Source organism: Nemorincola caseinilytica (genome assembly GCF_039540515.1).
GTDB lineage: Bacteria > Bacteroidota > Bacteroidia > Chitinophagales > Chitinophagaceae > Nemorincola > Nemorincola caseinilytica.
In genome coordinates this window covers 171,281-191,887 of the sequence record NZ_BAABFA010000005.1, presented here as the reverse complement: position 1 = coordinate 191,887, position 20,607 = coordinate 171,281, and the positions used below count along the sequence as shown (strand labels likewise).

Below are 20,607 nucleotides of genomic sequence, written 5' to 3'. Positions count from 1 at the left end.
GTTAAGAAAAAACCAAAAAAGCAACGGCATTACCAATTAGGTCAGGTATTTTTCGCTGAAAGACAATGTGTTACTAGAATTTCACGCCTACCGTGAATGCTATATTGTTGCTATTGAACTTTGTATCGGCCATAGGTATGGCTGCCAGCGGGCCGGACGTAACATAGCTATAGTCTATACTATAGGGTGCATTCTGCAGGCTATATGCACTATGCACCAGTGCTATATCGGCAAAGAAGTCGTTGCTGCGGAAACCGATACCGCCACTTATATCCATACGCGACCCATCCATACCCGATGCCCTGTAGGGGTTACCATAATAGCCAAAACCAGCGCGAGCCATAAAGAACTTGGTAAGCAGCGCCTCTCCCCCTATACGGAAGTTGGATGTAGAGCCATATTTGTTCAGCAGGGCATCGTTCATAGCGGTCTCCTGTGCATCGTAATTACCGCCATAGCCATCAGATATGGGATAAGTATACCGCAGGAAGCCATAATCGGCATATTCATAGTCGGCGGTTATGAAGCCCTTACCCTTGAATATGTATGAGGCGCTCAGTATACCCCTCCATGGAGTAGTAAGGCTGTAATTGAACCTGTTGGAGGCCACCAAATTGGTAGCCGTGGTCACTTGTGTCACAGTACCGGCAATGGTAGATACCACACCGGGTGTATATGTCTCATCGAGCGCATAGTAGCTGGGCGAATGCAGGGCCGCACCTACGCGTATCTTTTCATCTATCTTGTATATGGCGCCTACTTTCAGGTTTATGCCTACACCGGTCACATCCAGCTGTTGGTCGTACCTGAAGGAAGAGAACTGATATGGGTTGGGCTCTACATTGCCCGGCGCCAGTGTTTCGCTATAGCTACTGGTCACCGAGTATTTTATAGATGGTATGCCCAGCGTAGCGCCCAGCATCAGTTGCTCCCGGTAGTTACCCCCCAGCGATATGGTGTATTCGTTCACCCTGCCCCTCTCCTTTATTGTTTTGCTCTGGCGCACACCACCACCATATGGTACTATGCTGTAAAACTCGCCCGCGGCGGTCTGGTTCAGCAGGTAGGCCTGGTAACCAAGATAGCCCGGCACACTCAACGGGCTTTGGCTCAGTGCATCGCCGGGATATTGGTTGGCATCGGCCTCAAAGGCCTGTGAGGCAGAGCTGGTGGTATTCACACCGGTATATGTATGATCGCGGTTCAGGTCCACTACGCGGTTCATACCAAAGGCGAACGATATGGCCTTCCATGCACGGCGTTCATACCGTTTGCCCTTGGGCGCATCGGTGAATACCATACCGAAACTGTTCAAATTCAGCCGCACATTATTATCGGCTGTTACAGAGCCCAGATACTGGCTGCTGGCCGAACTGGTACGCAGCGATGGCGTGAACGACAGCTCGGAGCGGCGAAATATGCCAAGCCCCGCAGGGTTGACACTGGTAGCGCTGTAGTCGCCACCTATAGAGCCCAGCGCATTGCCGAAGCCCATAGAGCGGGCCGTACCCTGTGTATTGACATTAGCAAGATAATAGGCCATATTTACATCCTGTGCCACAGCGGCAGGCAGGCCCAGGCCAAAGGCCGATGCAAGTAGGAACAAACGGTTGTGACGCATAGTGTGTTAGACTGTACCGGTGAATGAAAGTAAAAAATGCCTGCACACTTCCCCCTACTCCTGCAGGCCACCACGGCAAAGAAAGTACAAAAACCATACCCGATCAATAGAAAAAGGCATTGCCACACGGGTAACAATGCCTTTTTACAATTTCTTTAACCACATATCATAATATTATCTGCGGCCACCGCCGCCGCCGCTGCGACCACCGCCGCCACCGGAAGAGCCACCACTACGGCCACCGCCAAAGCTGCCACCGCCTGAGTTACCGCCTCCGAAGCTACGGCCGGGATTGCCGCTACCAAAACTGCGGCCACCGCCACCTGAGTTGGAACCGGGATTATTGCCCCAGCCACGGCCGCCACCATCATTGAAGGTGCCCTGCGATGGGCGAGAGCCATTATCCATGCTGCGTCCGCCATCAGGCTGCTGCGCTATGTTGTTGCGTACATTGCCCCAGAAACTGCGGCCACCCTGCGGCCTGCTGCCCTGGTCCTGCGCGGTGCCACGCGTGCCCCAGCCGCTGCGCTGCCTGCCGCCATCCTGGTAGGTGCGGTTGCCGGTACCGGTGTTCTGTGCATTGCGCCAGCCGCGGCCACCGCCATTATCGTTGGCGCCACGGTACATACCTACATTGCTGCGGGTAGATGGCGAAGGATTGCGCAGGCCCAACTGGTTCACAGTGCTGCTGCGGTATTGGGTAACACCGCTGCCACCACTCCTGAGGCCTACCGCCTGGCGTGGTCCATAAGTGGTGGTACGGTAACTGCGTCCGCCATCGAAACCGGCATAATAGCTGTTCCAGTAATTGCCGTAGTAGCCGCCACCATAAAAGCCACCACCCCAGTAGGGATTTCCCCAGCCCATACCATAGTATGGATAGTTCCAGTAGCTTCCCCATGCGCCATAGCCCCACCATGTGTTCCAGCCCCAGGCCGAGCTCCAGTACGGGCCATAGCCGAAGCCCACAGAAATACCTGGTCTCCATGGGTTATAACCCCAGAAAGGATCGTACCAGTAACGGTTGTACCAGAAGGGATTGTAGAACGAGCTATAGTAGCCCATGTTATAAAAGTCATTATCGAACCTGTTGATGCGTGTACTATAGCTATAGTCGTCATCATAGTCCACATAGTCCTCACCGTTCTCATAGCCCTGGTTCTGATAGGTATCGGGCATATAGGAGCGGTCATCGCCCTGTGTATTGTTCGGGCTGTCGAAGCGGTTAGGATCGGGGTTGGTGTTCTGTTCGTTCTGTCTGCGCTCGCGCCTTTGTTCTTTCGCGCTTGTCTTGCTCTGGTCGGCACCGGTGGCATATATGTCATCGGTCTGCGCGTACGCACCTTGCAGCGTGGCCGCAAGCAGAAGAGTTGTCAATACGGAACGTCTCATTTTGAAGTTGGTCTTTTATGATAAATAACCACAGTGAAATTACTACTTTTGCGCGATCGTGGCCGCACTCCGGACAAATTTTAACACATCCGGTCGCATGTAACTTTACTGTAGATAAGTGGTTTACATAGTTAGTGCCAAAAGCGTGCCAGAAATATCCTATGTCAAAAGAAATAACATCTCGTAAAGACGACTATGCCCAATGGTATAACGACATCGTGCTGAAGGCGGGCCTTGCCGACTATTCTGCAGTAAAGGGTTGTATGGTGATAAAACCCCTGGGCTATGCCCTGTGGGAGAACATGCGCGACGTGCTGGACCGCATGTTCAAAGAGACAGGCCACCAGAACGCTTATTTCCCCCTCTTCATACCCAAGAGCTTCATGAGCAAGGAGGCCGCCCATGTGGATGGTTTTGCCAAGGAGTGCGCCGTAGTGACCCACTACAGGCTGAAGAACGACCCCAATGGCGGCGGCGTGATAGTAGACCCCGAGGCCAAGCTGGAAGAAGAGCTGATAGTACGCCCTACATCGGAGACCATCATCTGGAACACATATAAGGATTGGATACAGTCTTACCGCGACCTGCCGCTGCTCATAAACCAGTGGGCCAATGTGGTAAGGTGGGAAATGCGTACCCGCCTCTTCCTGCGCACTACAGAGTTCCTGTGGCAGGAAGGCCATACGGCACATGCCACCCGCGACGAGGCCATAGAAGAGACCCGCAAGATGCTGGAAGTATATGCCACATTTGCCGAGCAGTATATGGCCGTACCCGTGGTGCGCGGCGTAAAGAGCGCCAACGAGCGCTTTGCCGGGGCCGAGGACACCTACTGCATAGAAGCGCTGATGCAGGATGGCAAGGCGCTGCAGGCCGGCACATCGCACTTCCTGGGGCAGAACTTCGCCAAGGCGTTCGATGTTACCTTCCGCGACAAGGAGAACAACCTCGATCATGTATGGGCCACATCGTGGGGCGTTTCTACCCGCCTGATAGGTGCCCTTATCATGTCGCATAGCGATGATAAAGGACTGGTGCTGCCTCCTAAGCTGGCTCCCATGCAGGTAGTGATAGTGCCTATCTTCAGCAAAGATGCTGCTGCACAGGCCAAGATAAACGATACCGCCGCTGCCCTTATGAAAACACTGCGCGCCAATGGCGTGAGCGTGAAGTATGATAACGATGACACCACAAGGCCGGGCTGGAAATTTGCCGAGTACGAAATGAAGGGCGTACCCGTGCGTATAGCCCTGGGCGCTCGCGACCTGGAGAACAATGTGGCCGAAGTGGCACGCCGCGATACGGGCGAAAAGGCCAGCGTATCACTGGATGGCCTGGGCGAGCATGTGATAGGCCTGCTGAGCGAGATACAGGACAACCTATACAATAGGGCCCTCACCTTCCGTACCGAGAATACCAGGAAGGCCGATAGCTGGGATGAGTTCGTAAAGATACTGGACGAGCAGGCAGGCTTCGTATCGGCCCACTGGGACGGTACCGGCGAAACAGAGGAAAAGATAAAAGAACTGACAAAAGCTACCATACGCTGCATACCGCTGAACAATGAGCAGGAGGCCGGCGCTTGTATACTTACCGGTAAGCCCTCTGCGCAGCGCGTACTGTTCGCAAGGGCATATTGATACTCACAGGGCCGCTGCCCCGGGGTCGATGACCTCGCGGCAGCGGCTCTTTTTCCGTAAAACGTGTATATTTACCGTACGAAAACCATCGAAGCACGATATGAAAAAAGTCATTCCGGCCATATCCATCACAGTATTCGCTATGATGTTCTTTTCCTGCAAGAAGGTGTATACCTGCACCTGCACTAACGGCGCTACCGTAATAAGTACCCGTACGCTGGATAAGCAAAAGAAGAAGGATGCCGAGGCCGAATGCGGCGCCCTTAGTGGTCCTACCGTAAAAGGCACCACTACCGTAGACCTGAAATGTACGCTGGGCCGGTAATAATTCGTTATCCCTGTACTATACCTATATTATTTTGTTGCAATAATGCATCTGTTAAATTCAGTATGTATATTTGCAGCCGGATATCCCTGTTTCGAAACGAAAAGTATGTAGGTATGAAGAGAATGTTATTCCTTGCGTTGTGCGCTATATTCACTGTTGGTCTGTTCTCCTGCAAGAAAACATATGTATGCAAATGCACCTCTTACGGTACCAATTACTACAGTCGCACCACCAACTACGACCTGTGGGAGATGAACCGGAAAACGGCCAATTACAGGTGCAAAGAGCGCACTTATAAGCCACAGGGCGCTAAGGCATATACCGAATGTAAGCTGATAGAGTAACGACGATAACTCTGTTCTTCCTTTGCCTGCTATACTAGCGGGCTATTTTTTTTACGCTATCTATCTTGCCGTTGTGTATGTACTGTATGGTACGCATGCGGGGTTGTTCCAGTTCCAGCGGCATCATGTCGTCGTGCAGCTGCTGGTCGGGCAATGGCGCCATCTTCCTGTTCAGCCAGTAGCTGTTGGCCAGGTACCTGGTATCGGGGTAATAGATGAAAAGGCAGGTACCGTCCTTTATGGTATTGATAATGGGCTCTGCCAGCTTCACAGGCACTGCAGGGCAGCCCCAGCTACGGCCCAGGCGCTGGTTATCGTTTATGTACTTGTCGCTCACATATTCGGCGCCGTGTACCACTATATCGCGCTCAAAGGCAGCATCATTAAAGCCTTGGTCCATACCCTGCAGGTGCAGCGATGTGCCATGCTCTCCTTTATATACATCGGTAGTGATGTAAAAGCCCAGGCTGCTCTGGTGCGAGTTCATTTTGTTAGAGAAGGTCATGGCGCAATCCTCGCCGGTGTTCTGCCCATGTGCCACATACGAGTTGAACAGGACCTTCTTTGTCGCCAGGTCTATGACCCAAAGGCGGTTGAAGGTAGAGGGCTGATTGAGGTCGCAGATGGTGATGATCTCTTTCTCACCTGTCAGCTTGCCTGCATTCCTCAGGTTCAGGTAGCCGCGCATGGCATTGTTGAAGACGGTATACGATATACGCTCGCTGTTGCTGAAATCGATGCGGCGGTAGAGCGATGCGATATAGCTCTCCATTTTCGCAGATTCACTTACTGCATTCGCCTCGTTGGCAATAACTATATTGAAAGAAAGGGCAAGAATGAAATACCCACACACACAAACCAATAGCTTCGTCACTTGCTTCATTTCTTTTTGCTGACTTGAATTTTTGAACAGTGACAAAGATACACTTTTACTTAAACGACCGTTACCGGCAAAGCTAAATTTTAGTTAGATCTCATACGTTCATATCGCAGATACACAATATTTTACACAAGCACGACAAAACAAGAAACACGCAGGGCATACCTACGGTATGCCCTGCCCTATTCTTTATCTCTGTCTTAGTTATAGTTTGGCACTCTGTATGCGCAGTACCTTGCGGTTCTTCTTCTGCACACGCATTTTTTCGGGTACCAGTTTCAGTATCTCGTCGGTGAGGCTCTGCAGTACGCTGTCCTTCACAAAATGGCTGCTGGTGACCAGGCTTATCTCCCTCACCGGCTCGGGCGCCTCGAAGTAACGGATGTTCTCCACCTGGTCCTCATTGAACTCTAGCGTGGCCAGCTCCGGCAGTACGGCCATACCACCGTTCTTCTCTACCATCTTGCGCAGTGTCTCTATATTGCTCGACTCGTACCTGTAGGGCCGTTCGGCCTGCAGGCGCTGTATCTGGTCGCTGCACAGGTTTATTATCTGGTTGCGCATGCAGTGGCCCTCGTTCAGCAGCCATATACGGTCCAGCTCTATGTCGTCGGGGGTTATAAGCCTCTTTTTCAGCGCGGGTTCTCCCTGTTTGAAATAGGCCACGAACGGCTCGTAGAACAGCGGATATTCCTTTATACCGTTCTCTTCCAGCGGGGTGCTTACAAGGGCGGCATCTATCTCGTTATTGCGCAGGGCAGCTATCACCTGGTGGGTCTCCAGCTCTTTCACCTGCAGCTTTACCCCGGGATAGGCGCTGGGATAATTTTCCAGCAGCGAGGGCAGTATATTAGGCGCCACAGTGGGTATGGCCGCGAACCTGAACACACCCGTAAGGGTCTTCTGCTGCACATTTATGAGTTCCTGTACACGCTCACATTCGGCCAGTATGGTCTGCGCCTGCTCTACTATGATGGCCCCCATATCGGTAACGGCTATGGGGTGTTTATTTCGGTCGAATATCTTTATGCCCAGCTCATCTTCCAGCTTCTGGATCTGCATGCTAAGGGTGGGCTGCGTAACGAAACATTTCTCGGCGGCGGCAACAAAACTCTTATAGGTGGCCACTGCTACTACATACTCTAATTGCGTTATGGTCATAATGGGGGATATATGCCACAAACATACAATTAATAAGCGATATAGAAAAGATCTATACCAATAATATAAACATCCTATAACATTGTTTCAGCAGATGTTAGGTCGCCGAATATCTTATCTACCAGTACTGGTTTCATGGCCGACAGCCAGAGCTGTTTCTTTACCTCGGGTTCCCTTTCCATGGCGGCTATAGCGGGTGCTGGCAGCCATATGGCGCCATCGAACCTGTTGGGCTCACACAGCCTGAACAGGGCCGATATACCCAGCCTGCCGGGGTCTATACCCAGCAGCAGCACTACCCTGGGCGATAACCTGTGCCTGAACTGGTGCCAGGCGGCCTTTGCCCCCTCGGCTATACCTACTATGTTGTACTGCCCCGGCTGCAGTTTGCATGCATCCAGCATTTTGCGAAGCTGTACCTCATCGGTGCTGCCACTTGCCAGCGGGCCTGTGATGACCAGCACCGGCGCAGGGCCCATATCTTCTTTAACAAAACTGCTGATATCCTGCCAGAAAACATCATATTCAGTTGTAACTATGTCGGAGCTTATCAAATTCATCTTCTTATCCGTGCTTATTAAATGCTATATAAAACGGCAACTACCGCCTTTCCCTTCCCGCCACCACACATATGGCCGTGAACGGTAGCCATTTCCCGAAAAAAATCGTTTCTTTGCGCAAAAATAGGGAATATCACATTAATATAAATTGTGAAATATGAGCGTTGCTGCACTAGACATAAACATAACGAAAATATCGAAAAGCAGGATAAATGAAGTAGACCCCGCCAATATACAGTTCGGCAAGGTATACTCTGACCACATGCTTGTGGCATGTTATGAGAATGGCGCCTGGCAGCAAGCCGAAATAAAACCCTACGGAGACCTGAGCCTGAGCCCGGCAACCACCTTTATGCACTATGGGCAGGCTATATTCGAAGGTATAAAAGCCTACAAAGACCCACAGGGCAACCCCATCATCTTCCGTCCTTATGACAACTGGAAACGTTTCAATCGCTCGGCCGAACGTATGGCCATGCCTGCCGTGCCCGAAGAGCTGTTCATAGACGGCCTGCGCCAGCTCATAGACCTGGACCGCAACTGGATACCTACATCGGAAGATACATCGCTCTACATACGCCCCTTTATGCTGGCCGTAGATGAGTTCATAGGTGTGCGCCCGGCAGAGAAGTTCATGTTCATCATCATCACCAGTCCTGCAGGCCCGTACTACAACAAGCCGGTATCGATATATGTACACGACGAGTATGTGCGTGCATTCCCCGGTGGTATAGGCTTCACAAAGGCGGCCGGCAACTACGGCATGAGCATGTACCCTACCCAGAAGGTAAAGGAAATGGGCTACGACCAGATACTGTGGACGGACGGCTTTGAGCACAAGTATGTGCAGGAGATAGGCACCATGAACGTGTTCTTTGTACTGGGCGATAAGGTAGTGACCCCCGATATAGCACAGGATACCATACTGGAAGGTGTGACCCGCGACAGCGTGATAACCCTGCTGCGCGAAAAAGGTGTGACAGTGGAAGAACGCCCGCTGAGCATAGACGAGATAGAAGCGGCATACAAGGCCGGCCAGTTGAAAGAGGCCTTCGGTACAGGTACAGCGGCATCTATAGCGCCTATATATGCACTTACATATCGCGATGATAAGATGGAGCTACCCCCGCTGACAGAGTGGGAGAACGCCAACTGGCTGAAGAAAGAACTGGCAGACATACGCTATGGCCGCAAGACCGATACGCACAACTGGCTGGTGCGCATCTGAGCATAAGAAGTGCAGACGATATATAAATAAGGAACGGCACGCTATTCATATAGCCTGCCGTTCTTCTGTTATAAAGCATTTGTCGTTTACAGACCGTCGCCGTCGAAGAGGTTGCCGATGCCGCCCAGTATGCTGCCTTCCTCCTTCCTGCGGCCACCGCCATAGGCAAGTATGCGACCAGCCAAACGGCTGATGGGCAGTGTCTGTATCCATACGGTGCCGGGGCCGCGCAATGTGGCAAAGAACACACCCTCGCCACCGAACAGGGTATTCTTGATACCGCCTACGAACTGTATGTCATAGTTCACCGTGCCGGTGAAGCCTACTATACAGCCGGTATCTACCTTCAGCAGTTCGCCGGGCTGCAGGTGGCGCTCCAGCACATGGCCACCCGCATGTACGAATGCCATACCGTCGCCTTCCAGCTTTTCCATTATGAAGCCCTCGCCGCCAAAGAGGCCGGTACCCAGCTTGCGCTGGAACTCTATACCTACGGCCACACCCTTGGCCGCGCACAGGAAGGCATCTTTCTGGCATACCACACGGCCGCCGAGCCTCATAAGGTCCAGCGGAATGATCTTGCCGGGATAGGGCGATGCGAACGATACCTTTTTCTTGCCGGTACCTACATTGGTATAGGCGGTCATAAAGAGGTTCTCGCCTACTATGAGGCGCTTGCCTGCCGAGAAGAGCTTGTTCAGAAGACCGCCCTGCTGCTGGCTGCCATCGCCAAAAATGGTCTCCATGCTGATGCCCTCATCCATCATCATAAAGCTGCCGGGCTCGGCCACTGCGGTCTCCATGGGGTCTAGCTCTACCTCCACATACTGCATCTCCTCTCCGTGTATAACATAGTCTATTTCGTGATTCTGCATAGTTGTTGTTTTTTTACGGTGTAAAAGTACAAGCCAACACCAGAACTCAAAAAACACCTCCCGATAAAAATGCTGCATTCACCTATCATTCACCGACGGTGACCGGGCCATGTTTGTGCTTGAGGTAATTATATATAAGAAGAGAACTTTACTATACCGCTATGTATATTACTTATCCGTTAGCCCTGTGATATTGCTGCCGAGAAGCGTAACTTTGAGCAAATAAAAAACCAAACTATGGCACATACACTTCCCGCATTGCCTTATGGCTTCGACGCACTGGAACCACACATCGACGCACAGACAATGCAGATACATCATGGCAAGCACCACCAGGCATATGTAGACAACCTGAACAAGGCCCTGGCCGGCACCGATGGCGAGAACAAGTCGCTGGAAGAGCTGATGAGCAACATATCGGCCTACCCTGCTGCGGTACGCAACAATGGTGGTGGCCATTACAACCACTCTCTTTTCTGGAGCATACTGGTTGGTAACAACAGCGCACCAGCAGGCAAACTGGCAGAGGCCATAAACGAGACCTTCGGATCGCTGGACGGCCTGAAAGAAAAAATGAACACTGCAGGTACTACCCGCTTCGGCAGCGGCTGGGCATGGCTGCTGGTAAGCGATGGTAAACTTGCCGTAAGCTCTACCCCCAACCAGGACAACCCACTGATGGATGTAGCCGAGGTAAAGGGTACACCGATACTGGGTATAGACGTATGGGAGCACGCCTACTACCTGAAATACCAGAACAAACGCCCCGACTACCTGAACGCTATATGGAACGTAGTGAACTGGGCCGAAGTAGCAAAGCGCTACGAAGCAGCACTGTGATATCTTCTCTGTAAAGATTACCTTATATAATATCATACAAAATGAAAGCGCCGTGTATCACGGCGCTTTCATTTTGTATATGGTGGCGACCATTATCTTTCAATAATGATGTGGAACACCTTTCCACCACCTGTTGCAGTGCGAACATTCAGCAGGAACATGCCATTGGCAAGCGCATTGTCGAGCGTTACCTGCTGGCTTACCTTACCTGCTTTGGCCAGTGTCTTACTGGTGTATATGGTACGGCCCAGCATGTCGGTCACATCCAGTGTTAGCTCCTCATCGGTATTCACACCCAGCGAGCTGGTCACGGTAAATGTTCCCTTGCTTGGGTTAGGCGTTACGCGCACATCTATGGCGGCAACATCTACCAGTACCACCGCGTTCGTTACCTGTACCTTTATTTTGTTGAAGGTACTGTAGTCGCACAGGCCTGTGCCCTGTTCGGTACACATTATCTCGTCGCCATTCACCAGCGAAGATGTGGTGTACACATTGGTAGTGGCGCCGGGCACAAGGGTACTATTCACATACCACTTATACTGGGGCGAAGTACCGGCATTGATAACATGAGCAGTGAATGTGACCTCTGAGCCCGATACCACTGTAGTACCCGGATCTGCATCTATGGTCATAGAGGGTATGTTCACTACATTCACCGTCATCACCTTTGTAGCCACATCTGTACCGCACACATTGCTAACAGAGTACGAGATGGTAGATGTACCCGGCGCAGTACCGAACACAAGGCCTGCCGAACTAACAGTGGCCACACCCGTAGATGAGGAATTCCATGTACCGCCCGTTACAGTGCTGGTAAGTACAGTACCTGTGCCCTGGCACACCTGGCTGTCGCCCGAGAGGGTGCCTGCATCAGGCGATGCATTCACGGTAACGGTATTGGCGGCTGTAGCTGTTTCTCCACATATGCTGGTAACTGTGTAAGAAATGCTTACCGTACCTGCAGCTACACCCGTCACCACACCTGTGCTGCTGCCCACGGTAGCAGTACCTGTGGCGGCACTGCTCCATGTTCCGCCTGCCACCGTGCTGGACAGTGTAGTGGTAGCACCCGGGCAAACACTGTATGTACCGGACAGCGTACCGGCCACAGGTGTTGGGGACACGGTCACATCGCGCATGGCATATGCAGTGCCGCAGCTATTGGTAGTGGCATAAGATATGGTAGTAGTACCCGAAGCCACCCCTGTGACCATACCCGAGCTGCTACCCACAGTAGCTATGCCCGTACTGGCGCTGGTCCATGTACCACCGGCCACAGTGCTGGTGAAGGTAGCAGTAACAGCAGGGCAGAGCGCGGCCGTGCCGGAAAGTGTACCTGCATTGGGCAGTGGGTTCACCGTAGCTATGCGTGTAGCCACGGCCGTACCGCACATATTGGTAACAGAGTAAGATATAGTGGCCGTACCCGCAGCTACACCACTTACTATACCCGAGGTACCTACTGTAGCTACAGAGGAAGTACCGCTGCTCCATACACCGCCCGATACCGAGCCTGCGAATGTGGTAGTAGCGGCCTCACACACTATAGCAGTACCTGTTACAGTACCCGCATTGGGCGCAGGGTTAACTGTAAGTACAGCCGATGCTACCGCTGCGCTGGTACAGCCCGTACCTGTATAGGTAACAGTGAGCGAGTAAGAGCCATTGGCCACAGCGCCGGGTATGGTGTAGGTCTGGGTAGAAGCGGCCGTAGTGCTGCTATAGCTGTTGGGGCCGCTCCAGTTATAAGACACAAGCGTACCATCGCCCGAAGCGCCATCACCACCCAGGGTGAGGACATCGGATGCGCAGAGCAGTGTTGGGGTAATGGTCACAGAGCCTATCACCGGCAGGTCTTTCACGGTCACATCGGCCGATGCTATACCATTGCTGGTACAGCCATCGCCGCTATAAGTGACAGAGAGCGAGTAGCTGCCGCTTGCCAGCGTAGTGGCCGGTGTAAGCATGGCCGACGCACTCGAGGTAGTGGCAGTATAGCTGTTGGGGCCTGTCCAGTTGTAAGATATAAGTGTGCCGCTACCCGATGCGCCGGAAGCATTGAGCGTAAGCGGCGCATTGATACACATATCTACAGTAGAAGGCGTTATGCCTGTAACTACAGGCACGGTATTGACCGTGGCCGATGTGGTGTAGGTCTTCTGGCAGCCGGAACCTGCACCATTGTTCAATGTAACGGTATAGACACCTGTAGCCGCAGTAGTAGAACCCGGCACTGTAGCAGCAGCCGTAGCAGCATCGGTAATAGCCACAGGGCCGCTCCATGAGTAGTCCGTCACATTCGCTGAGCTATTGGCATTGAGTTGCAGGGTGGCACCCTCACATACAGGACCATTGTTAGACGCATCCGAAAGTGTAGGGATGGGCTTCACAGTGACCTCTGTAGTATAAATGGTAGCAGGCGCACAACCGGGCTTGCCGCTGCCATCGCTCACAGTGAGCGAATACGTCCTTGTAGATGCAGGTGTACCCGTAGTGCTGGCAGAGGTATTGGAAGCAAGCCCTGCCCCACTCCATGTGTATACCGATGCTCCATTGGCAGGGTTGGCATCTATATTCACAGTGCCGCCTGCGCATATCGGCCCATCGTTGGTGGGTGCGGCAGTTGGTGCAGCATGCACGGTCACCTCTGTGGTATAAACAGTAGCAGGTGCACAACCGGGACGGGTAGTACCATCGCTCACCGTAAGTGAGTAAACACCCGTAGTTACCGGTGTAGCGGTGGGGTTAGATGCTGTGGTAGATGCAAGTGATGTGCCGCTCCATACATATGTATTCGCTCCGCCCGATGGGTTGGCCGAGAGGGTCACTGTACCGCCTTCGCAGATGTAACCATTATTGGCAGGTGCAGCTACAGGGGTAGGATCTACCGTTACCTCTGTAGTATATACTGTAGCAGGACTGCATCCCGACCTTCCACTACCATCGCTCACAGTAAGCGAATATGTGGCGGTAGTATTGGGGGTAGCAGTGGGATCCTGCACACCTGTAGCAGAAAGCGCCGGGCCACTCCATGTGAATGTAGTAGCGCCACCGGCGGGGTTGGCATTCAGGGTCACTGTACCACCATTACATATAGAGCCGCTGTTGGCAGGGGCTGCTATGGGTTTGGCATTAACAGTGACCTCGGTAGTATACACCGTTGCAGGGGCACAACCGGGCTGCGTACTACCATCGCTAACTGTGAGCGAGTACACACCTGTAGCAGTAGGTGTAGCAGTAGGGTCCTGTGCAGCGCCCGAAGAAAGCGAGGAGCCACTCCATGTGAATGTGTTCGCACCACCCGATGGGTTCGCTGTCAGGTTCACCGTACCACCATTACATATGTAACCATCGTTTGCCGGTGCGGCAACGGGCTTGGCGTTCACTGTCACACTGGTAGTATAGATAGTTGCAGGCGCACAACCCGGGCGGGCGGTACCATCGCTCACCGTGAGCGAGTATATGCCTGTAGCAGTAGGTGTGGCCGTAGGGTTCTGCACCGAAGCAGAAGATAATGATGAACCACTCCAGGTGAACGTATTGGCACCGCCCGATGGATTGGCAGTGAGATTCACAGTACCACCGTTACAGATGTAGCCATTGTTAGCAGGCGCAGCCACCGGTTTGGGGTCTACCGTTACCTGTGTAGTATATATTGTAGCAGGGCTGCAGCCTGAGTGGCCACTGCCATCGCTCACAGTAAGCGAGTATGTGGTAGTGGACGTAGGCGTAGCAGTGGGGTTCTGTGCCGAACCCGAAGAAAGACCCGTACCGCTCCACGCATATGTTGTGGCACCATTGGCAGGGTTGGCATTCAGCGTCACTGTACCGCCATTACATATGCTGCCGCTATTGGTAGGCACGGCCGTGGGCACATTGTTCACCGTTACCTGTGTGGTGTACACGGTAGCAGGTGCACAACCTGGCTGCGTACTGCCATCGCTCACTACCAGCGAATAGGTACCGGTAACAGTGGGGTTGGCTGTAGGGTTCTGCGCAGTGGTAGACCCCAGGAACGAACCACTCCATGTATAGGTATTAGAGCCACCGGCGGGGTTGGCAGAGAGGTTCACCGTACCACCCTGGCATATATGGCCATTATTGGCAGGTGCGGCCGTGGGTGTGGCATTTACCGATACCGTTGTGGTATACATAGTAGACGGTGCACAACCGGGCCTGCCCGTACCATCGCTCACTGTTATGGTGTACACACTGGTAGTAGTAGGTGTGGCCGTGGGGTTCTGCACCGAAGTAGAAGATAATGCTGAACCACTCCAGGTGAACGTATTGGCGCCGCCCGATGGGTTGGCAGTGAGGTTCACCGTACCGCCATTACATATATAACCATTGTTGGCAGGTGCGGCCACCGGCTTGGGGTCTACCGTTACCTGTGTGGTGTATATGGTAGCAGGGCTGCAACCTGGCTTGCCGCTGCCATCGCTCACTGTAAGTGAATATACTGTGGTAGATGTAGGCGTAGCGGCGGGGCTCTGTGCCGAAGCAGAAGACAGACCTGCACCACTCCAGCTATATGCCGATGCACCATTTGCAGGGTTGGCATTCAGGGTCACTGTACCACCATTGCATATGCTGCCGCTATTGGTAGGTGCCGCCGTAGGAACGCTATTCACAGTAACTGATGTTGTATATACAGTAGTTGGCGAACAGCCGGGGTTGGCAGTACCATTCGATACCGTGAGCGAGTATACGGCATTAGATGATGGTGTGGCAGTAGGGTTGGCAGCCGTGGTAGATGACAGGCCTGTACCGCTCCATGTATAGGTGTTGGCGCCGCCTGCGGGGTTGGCCGTGAGCGTTACCGTACCACCATTACAGATATATCCGTTATTGGTGGGTGCTGCAGTAGGCGTGGCATTTACCGTTACAGCCGTTGTGAATGTATTGGAACAGCCCGAATTGGTAGTGCCGTTCGTCACCGTCAGCGTATAGGTAGTATTGGTCGTAGGTGTGGCAGTGGGGTTGGCAGCCGTGGCAGACGACAAGGACGGGCCACTCCACAGGTAGTTGGTAGTGCTGCCGCCGGGATTGGCAGTAAGCGATACCGTACCGCCATTACATATCACACCGGAATTGGTTGGCGAAGCCACAGGTGGCAGGTCTACCGTTACCGCCAGTGTATATGTGCTGGTAGGGCAACCCGTGATGCTACTGTTGCTTACAGTGAGTATGTAGGATGTGCTGGATGCAGGCGATGCCGATGTATTGGCCGCGGCAGGAGCTACTACACCCGATCCACTCCATGAGTATGTATTCGTACTACCGCTCGGGTTGGCTGTGAGGTTGGTGCTGCCGCCCAAACAGATATTGGGGTCTATGGTGGGCGATGCCGTAGGCAGCGGCACTATGGTCATCACGGTAGTGGTATAGCATACCCCTTGCGTATAGGTAATGACCGATGTACCGGGCGCGACGCCGGTGACGGTAGATGAAGACGGGCCTACCGTTGCATTACTGTTGCTGCTGGCCCAGGTACCGCCACCCGTAGTGTTGCCAAGTGTAGAGGTAGATGTGGGACAGACCGATAAAGTTCCCGTTATAGAAGGCAGTGGTGCTACCACCGTTACCTGGGTAGATACACGGCAGGACCCCATATAATAAGTGATATTGGACGTACCGGTAGTAAGCCCCGATACTATGCCGCTGGATGTACCTATAGTGGCCACAGTGGTATTGCTGCTCGTCCATGTGCCGCCGCCTATGCTGCCCGTAAGGGTCTGCGTGAGCCCCTGGCATACCGATGCATTGCCCAGAATGGAACCCGCAGGGAAGTTCACCGTTACCACAGTGGTAGAGGAACCACCACAACTTGTAGTGTATGATATGATAGTAGTACCCGCTGCTATACCGGTAACAACACCCGATGTGCTTACTGTTCCTACGGCAGGAGTGCTGCTGCTCCATACACCGCTCATTGGCGTGGTAGAGAGTGTGAGCGTTTCGCCGGGGCATATGGTGCCCGTACCTGTAATGGGATCGGGACCGGGATTAACAGTGAACGATGTAGTTATCGGCCCCGTACTACAATAGCCGCCATAGCCCGAAGCTGTGGGGTCGTTCACGGCCGTGAGCGAGTAGGTATAGCTGCCCACACCCAGACCCGATACCACGGGGTTAGCGAGAGTGGACGTAAAACCTGCCGGGCCGGCCCACGAGTATTGATTGATGCCTGTACTGCCCGCAGAGCTAAGGTTCACGGTAGCGGTGGCGCAATATGGAGGCGTGCCGTTAGATACCGTAACATTGGGCACCCTGCATATCTCTATGTCCTCTATACCCATATTAAGGCATAAGGTGGCCGACTGCAAGATGGCATTGATACCCACATAGTAAGTACCTGCCGTAGTAATGGTCATAGAGCCGGAGTACAACGTCCATATACCTGCGGTGAATGAGCCGAGGGGTGTGCCGATATTCGTAGCACCGGTCATGTCGGCCATCAGGTTGGTAGGCAATGTAGCATTGGTAGTATACTGCACCTTCAGTCCGCCCCATGTGCTGTTCGTCCTGTACCAGAAGCGCACATTGTATGTACCCGGTGTAAGGGAAAGACCGGGAGACATAAGCCATTGGTTGGGGTATGTGGCAGCGGCTATATAGCTGGACCCATTGAAAAGATAATAGTTGAGGCCGCTCACAGGGGGCATAGGCGCGGCAAAATAGCCGCCGTTCCTGTATACCCCTCCCGAGCCTCCTGCCTGGCCGGCATTGCCCGTCCAGCAGTTGGGAGAGAGGCTGGCTATCGTACTGTTATCAAAATTCTGCAGCAATGGCACACCTGCCGCACCTGTACATGTAGTAGTGCTTGATGCCGAAGTGCTATTAGAGCCGCATGTGGCGCCGGGGGCAGTAGATGTTATGACAAAATAATAAGTGGTACCCACACCCAGGCCCGAAGCAACATAAGAAGTACCCGTGATGCCTGTGACAGGATAACCGATAGCCTCTGTAGTAAGGGCAGCATCGAGGTATGCATGTACCGTATAGGTGTATGCACCTGGCGCTACCACCGTAGCTGGGTTGCCCCCGCTTACAGCGGCCGTCCAGCTAAGATCGACGGTAGAGCCGGTAGGCAACGTGGCTGTAAGACCTGTTGGCGGCGCTATACATGTAGTAAGCGTATTGTTGATGAGCACAGGATAACCTGTGTAGTACTTGGGGCCGCTGCAGTCTATATTGAACGGATATACATAGATATAGTATCTGGAATTGGAGCTGAGCGCGGCAGTGCTATATGGCGGCGCGCTGCCGTATACCGATCCGCTGACAACTATGCTACCCGCACCGAAAGTTCCGGTAAGGCCGGTTGCATATGTGGTACCATCCACAGGGTTGGAAGGAGCGGTGGAAGATGGAGATGCCACTACCAGGTACCCATCAGGAGCAGTAGCGAATGGAGTGAAACTGATGGTAGCTCCCTGGTAGGTATTGCCGCTGATGGCCAATGCGCTGGAAGGCGGATTGGTAGGGGCAGATACCGATGCGGCCACTATCACGTTCACCGTACCTGCATTGCATGCCCTGGCACCCGATGACACAGGGATAACGGAGTATACGCCCGAAAAGGCCGTACTGGTAGGTGTGAACGTAGTAGTATTGGAAGATGAGCTGACACTGGTACCGAAGCCCGATGGGCCGGTCCAGGTGTAGGTATAGGTGCGGCCGGGAACAGTGCCACCCGCAACATTGAGCGTAGATGTAAGTGTCTCTACGGCACCCGGCGCACATATGGACGCAGGCGCAGCTACAGGGCTGGCCGCCACGGTCTGGTCGGGCGGCATAATGGCTACAAGGAAATCCTTTGCATTGCCGCCATATGCCGTGCCGGAATATGAATCGGCGCTGGTCACCGTTGCTCCCCATATAGACCGTATGCGCATACGGTGCAGACCGTAATATGCACCACCTACCAGCGATGGTATGGTTATCGTCATATTGCCCGATGAGGCATTGGTGAAATTCGTTATGGTGCTTACCTGTTCTCCCGTACCTGTGAAAAGGCCATCATCATTGAAGTCTATGAACACACCTCCCTGCACGGTGTTGGCATAGGCAGCCGTTAAGGTACCTCCTGTATAGGTGGTGCCTACCTGCATCCTTATAGCCGGCAGGTAAGTAAGATCTATGATATTGGCACATGTACCTGTTATATATCCCTGCGAATGGCCCGATGCCGACAGCGACAGCTCTGATATGGATGAACCACAGGTATTGATGCCGGGAGGCAGTACGATGGTACCTATCCTTGTCTGGTATCCTTCGTATTCGGTGCGGTACCATACGCTATAGAGATAGGTAGGATCGGTAGGGCATGCAGACTCATACCCTACTCCTACCGAAGTAGAAGAAACGGTAGAGGCCCCGCACGATACGCGGCAGCTATAATGGGTAGATGCCGTGGGCACAGATGTATAAGCAGGGTTGGTGGCCCCGGGAATATTGGTAAAGGAATTTGGCAGACCCGTTGCCGATGACTGCCATTGGAATGTGAGGCCGGTAACAGCCGGAAGACCGGCAAGGCTCACGGCAAAAGGTCGCGTAGGGCATGCTACCCCTACAGACGCTATGGCAGTAGGTGCTGCGGGTGTGCTGCTACATGCGCCCGGTGTGGTGGTGGGGGTCCAGAGAAAAGTAAGACCCGAGGGAACCGAATTACCGCCGCCATCGAACAGCACAAAATCGGCCGCAGAAGTGGCAGCCGTGGTATTGGCGGTAGACCATGCGGCAGTAACTGTCTTTTTCCTGGTATTGAAATCGGTAATGGAAGCCCCACCTATACCTACGACCGGCGACCACAGATTAAAAAGTGCGCCATATGTAATATTGGATGTACAGCTACCGTACATTATCTCTATCACATTCGTGTTCTGTACAAGGCGTATCTGGAAATTGATATTCTCTGCACCACCTACTACAGGCTTCCCAAGCTGTTTCCAGGCCCCTGCCCACTGTATCACGAATACGGTGTTGGAGCCGCTGGTCTGCGTACCGTATATTATGGGGTTGGCATTATTGGCATCTACCAGCGGTGCCGTCTCGCCCGGGTTATTGAACCCGAACGCCGATACCGAGCCATCGAACCCATTGTTATTGGAAATGGGATTGGCGAATGATGGCAGCGGAGCAGTAGCACCAAAAGTTATATATCCGTTGGAATTGACCCACACACTGGAATATCCTTTGCCATTGAAGTAAAATACGAATGGCAGTGGCACATTAGCCACCATGGCGCTCCACCCCGAAGGGAATAAAGTGGTAGCGCCGGTGAGCGCAGTACTGTATGTACGGTTAACAGCAGAGAAGGTATAATTGGTAGCTACCTGTGCATTGCTTCGCACAATGGCGCATAGCAATAGCATACCTGTAAAGAACATACGCCCGAGCGTACCATATGACCTGCCGATAGAACTTGTACGTAAAGATGATCTGTTCATAAAAGTGATATAAGAGTGGTTGACAGAACTGTTTTAAGATGATAGAATAGAAATAATAGGCGATACCGGGAAAGTATCATCCCCAACATCAGACAGAGGAACGGAACGGAAGGCTATTATCGATGGAATGTCTACCGGCGACACATAGGTCGGGAGAGCGCTTTACTAATTTTAGTTTCATAAGATAAATGGTATTTATAATGAGAGGTTGATCAAAAGTAACAACAATTTCTTAACACTTACAAGACAGGATAGATGTAATTGCAGAAATATTCATTTTTAA

The 20,607-nt window shown here is 52.8% G+C and carries 12 protein-coding genes; 5 read left to right on the top strand and 7 right to left on the bottom strand.

The window, feature by feature from the left end; translation table 11 throughout:
• Positions 1–73 precede the first annotated feature (73 nt).
• Together ABD843_RS03065 and ABD843_RS03060 are read right to left on the bottom strand one after the other, a co-directional pair.
• A complete protein-coding gene (locus ABD843_RS03065; protein ID WP_345078338.1) occupies positions 74–1,621 on the bottom strand; it encodes a hypothetical protein in 1,548 nt (515 codons plus the stop codon).
• A gap of 174 nt (positions 1,622–1,795) precedes the next feature.
• Positions 1,796–3,013: a hypothetical protein gene (locus ABD843_RS03060; RefSeq protein WP_345078336.1), complete on the bottom strand. Its 1,218-nt coding sequence runs from the start codon at positions 3,011–3,013 to the stop codon at positions 1,796–1,798.
• 161 nt (positions 3,014–3,174) lie between these two features.
• Between ABD843_RS03060 and proS the strand changes: the two genes are divergently transcribed.
• The 3 genes from proS to ABD843_RS03045 all read left to right on the top strand — a co-directional run bounded on the left by proS (position 3,175) and on the right by ABD843_RS03045 (position 5,325).
• Positions 3,175–4,653, top strand: coding sequence for a proline--tRNA ligase (gene proS / locus ABD843_RS03055; RefSeq protein WP_345078334.1), 1,479 nt, complete (start codon positions 3,175–3,177; stop codon positions 4,651–4,653).
• A 100-nt stretch (positions 4,654–4,753) separates the two neighbouring features.
• Complete coding sequence (locus ABD843_RS03050; protein ID WP_345078331.1) at positions 4,754–4,978, top strand: hypothetical protein; 225 nt, start codon at positions 4,754–4,756, stop codon at positions 4,976–4,978.
• Positions 4,979–5,094: 116 nt separating this feature from the next.
• Positions 5,095–5,325, top strand: a complete 231-nt coding sequence (locus ABD843_RS03045; RefSeq protein ID WP_345078328.1) for a hypothetical protein — start codon at positions 5,095–5,097, stop codon at positions 5,323–5,325.
• A gap of 34 nt (positions 5,326–5,359) precedes the next feature.
• Here ABD843_RS03045 and ABD843_RS03040 read toward each other — a convergent pair whose 3' ends face one another.
• The 3 genes from ABD843_RS03040 to ABD843_RS03030 form a co-directional block, all read right to left on the bottom strand.
• Positions 5,360–6,208 carry a murein L,D-transpeptidase catalytic domain family protein gene (locus ABD843_RS03040; RefSeq protein WP_345078325.1) on the bottom strand — a complete coding sequence of 283 codons (849 nt, stop codon included), beginning with the start codon at positions 6,206–6,208 and terminating at the stop codon, positions 5,360–5,362.
• Between the two features lie 201 nt (positions 6,209–6,409).
• Positions 6,410–7,366, bottom strand: a complete 957-nt coding sequence (locus tag ABD843_RS03035; protein WP_345078322.1) for a hydrogen peroxide-inducible genes activator — start codon at positions 7,364–7,366, stop codon at positions 6,410–6,412.
• 74 nt (positions 7,367–7,440) lie between these two features.
• Complete coding sequence (locus ABD843_RS03030) at positions 7,441–7,926, bottom strand: hypothetical protein (RefSeq protein WP_345078319.1); 486 nt, start codon at positions 7,924–7,926, stop codon at positions 7,441–7,443.
• 157 nt (positions 7,927–8,083) lie between these two features.
• Here ABD843_RS03030 and ABD843_RS03025 point away from each other — a divergent pair, with 157 nt between their 5' ends.
• On the top strand, positions 8,084–9,154 hold the full coding sequence (locus tag ABD843_RS03025; protein WP_345078316.1) for a branched-chain amino acid aminotransferase: 1,071 nt from the start codon (positions 8,084–8,086) through the stop codon (positions 9,152–9,154).
• 86 nt (positions 9,155–9,240) lie between these two features.
• Here the strand turns inward: ABD843_RS03025 and ABD843_RS03020 are convergent, their stop codons facing one another.
• Positions 9,241–10,029, bottom strand: coding sequence for a TIGR00266 family protein (locus ABD843_RS03020; protein ID WP_345078313.1), 789 nt, complete (start codon positions 10,027–10,029; stop codon positions 9,241–9,243).
• 237 nt (positions 10,030–10,266) lie between these two features.
• Here ABD843_RS03020 and ABD843_RS03015 point away from each other — a divergent pair, with 237 nt between their 5' ends.
• Complete coding sequence (locus tag ABD843_RS03015) at positions 10,267–10,869, top strand: superoxide dismutase (protein WP_345078310.1); 603 nt, start codon at positions 10,267–10,269, stop codon at positions 10,867–10,869.
• A 92-nt stretch (positions 10,870–10,961) separates the two neighbouring features.
• On the opposite strand, the gene ABD843_RS03010 is transcribed toward ABD843_RS03015, so the two are convergent.
• Positions 10,962–20,324 carry a GEVED domain-containing protein gene (locus ABD843_RS03010; RefSeq protein WP_345078307.1) on the bottom strand — a complete coding sequence of 3,121 codons (9,363 nt, stop codon included), beginning with the start codon at positions 20,322–20,324 and terminating at the stop codon, positions 10,962–10,964.
• Positions 20,325–20,607: the final 283 nt, after the last annotated feature.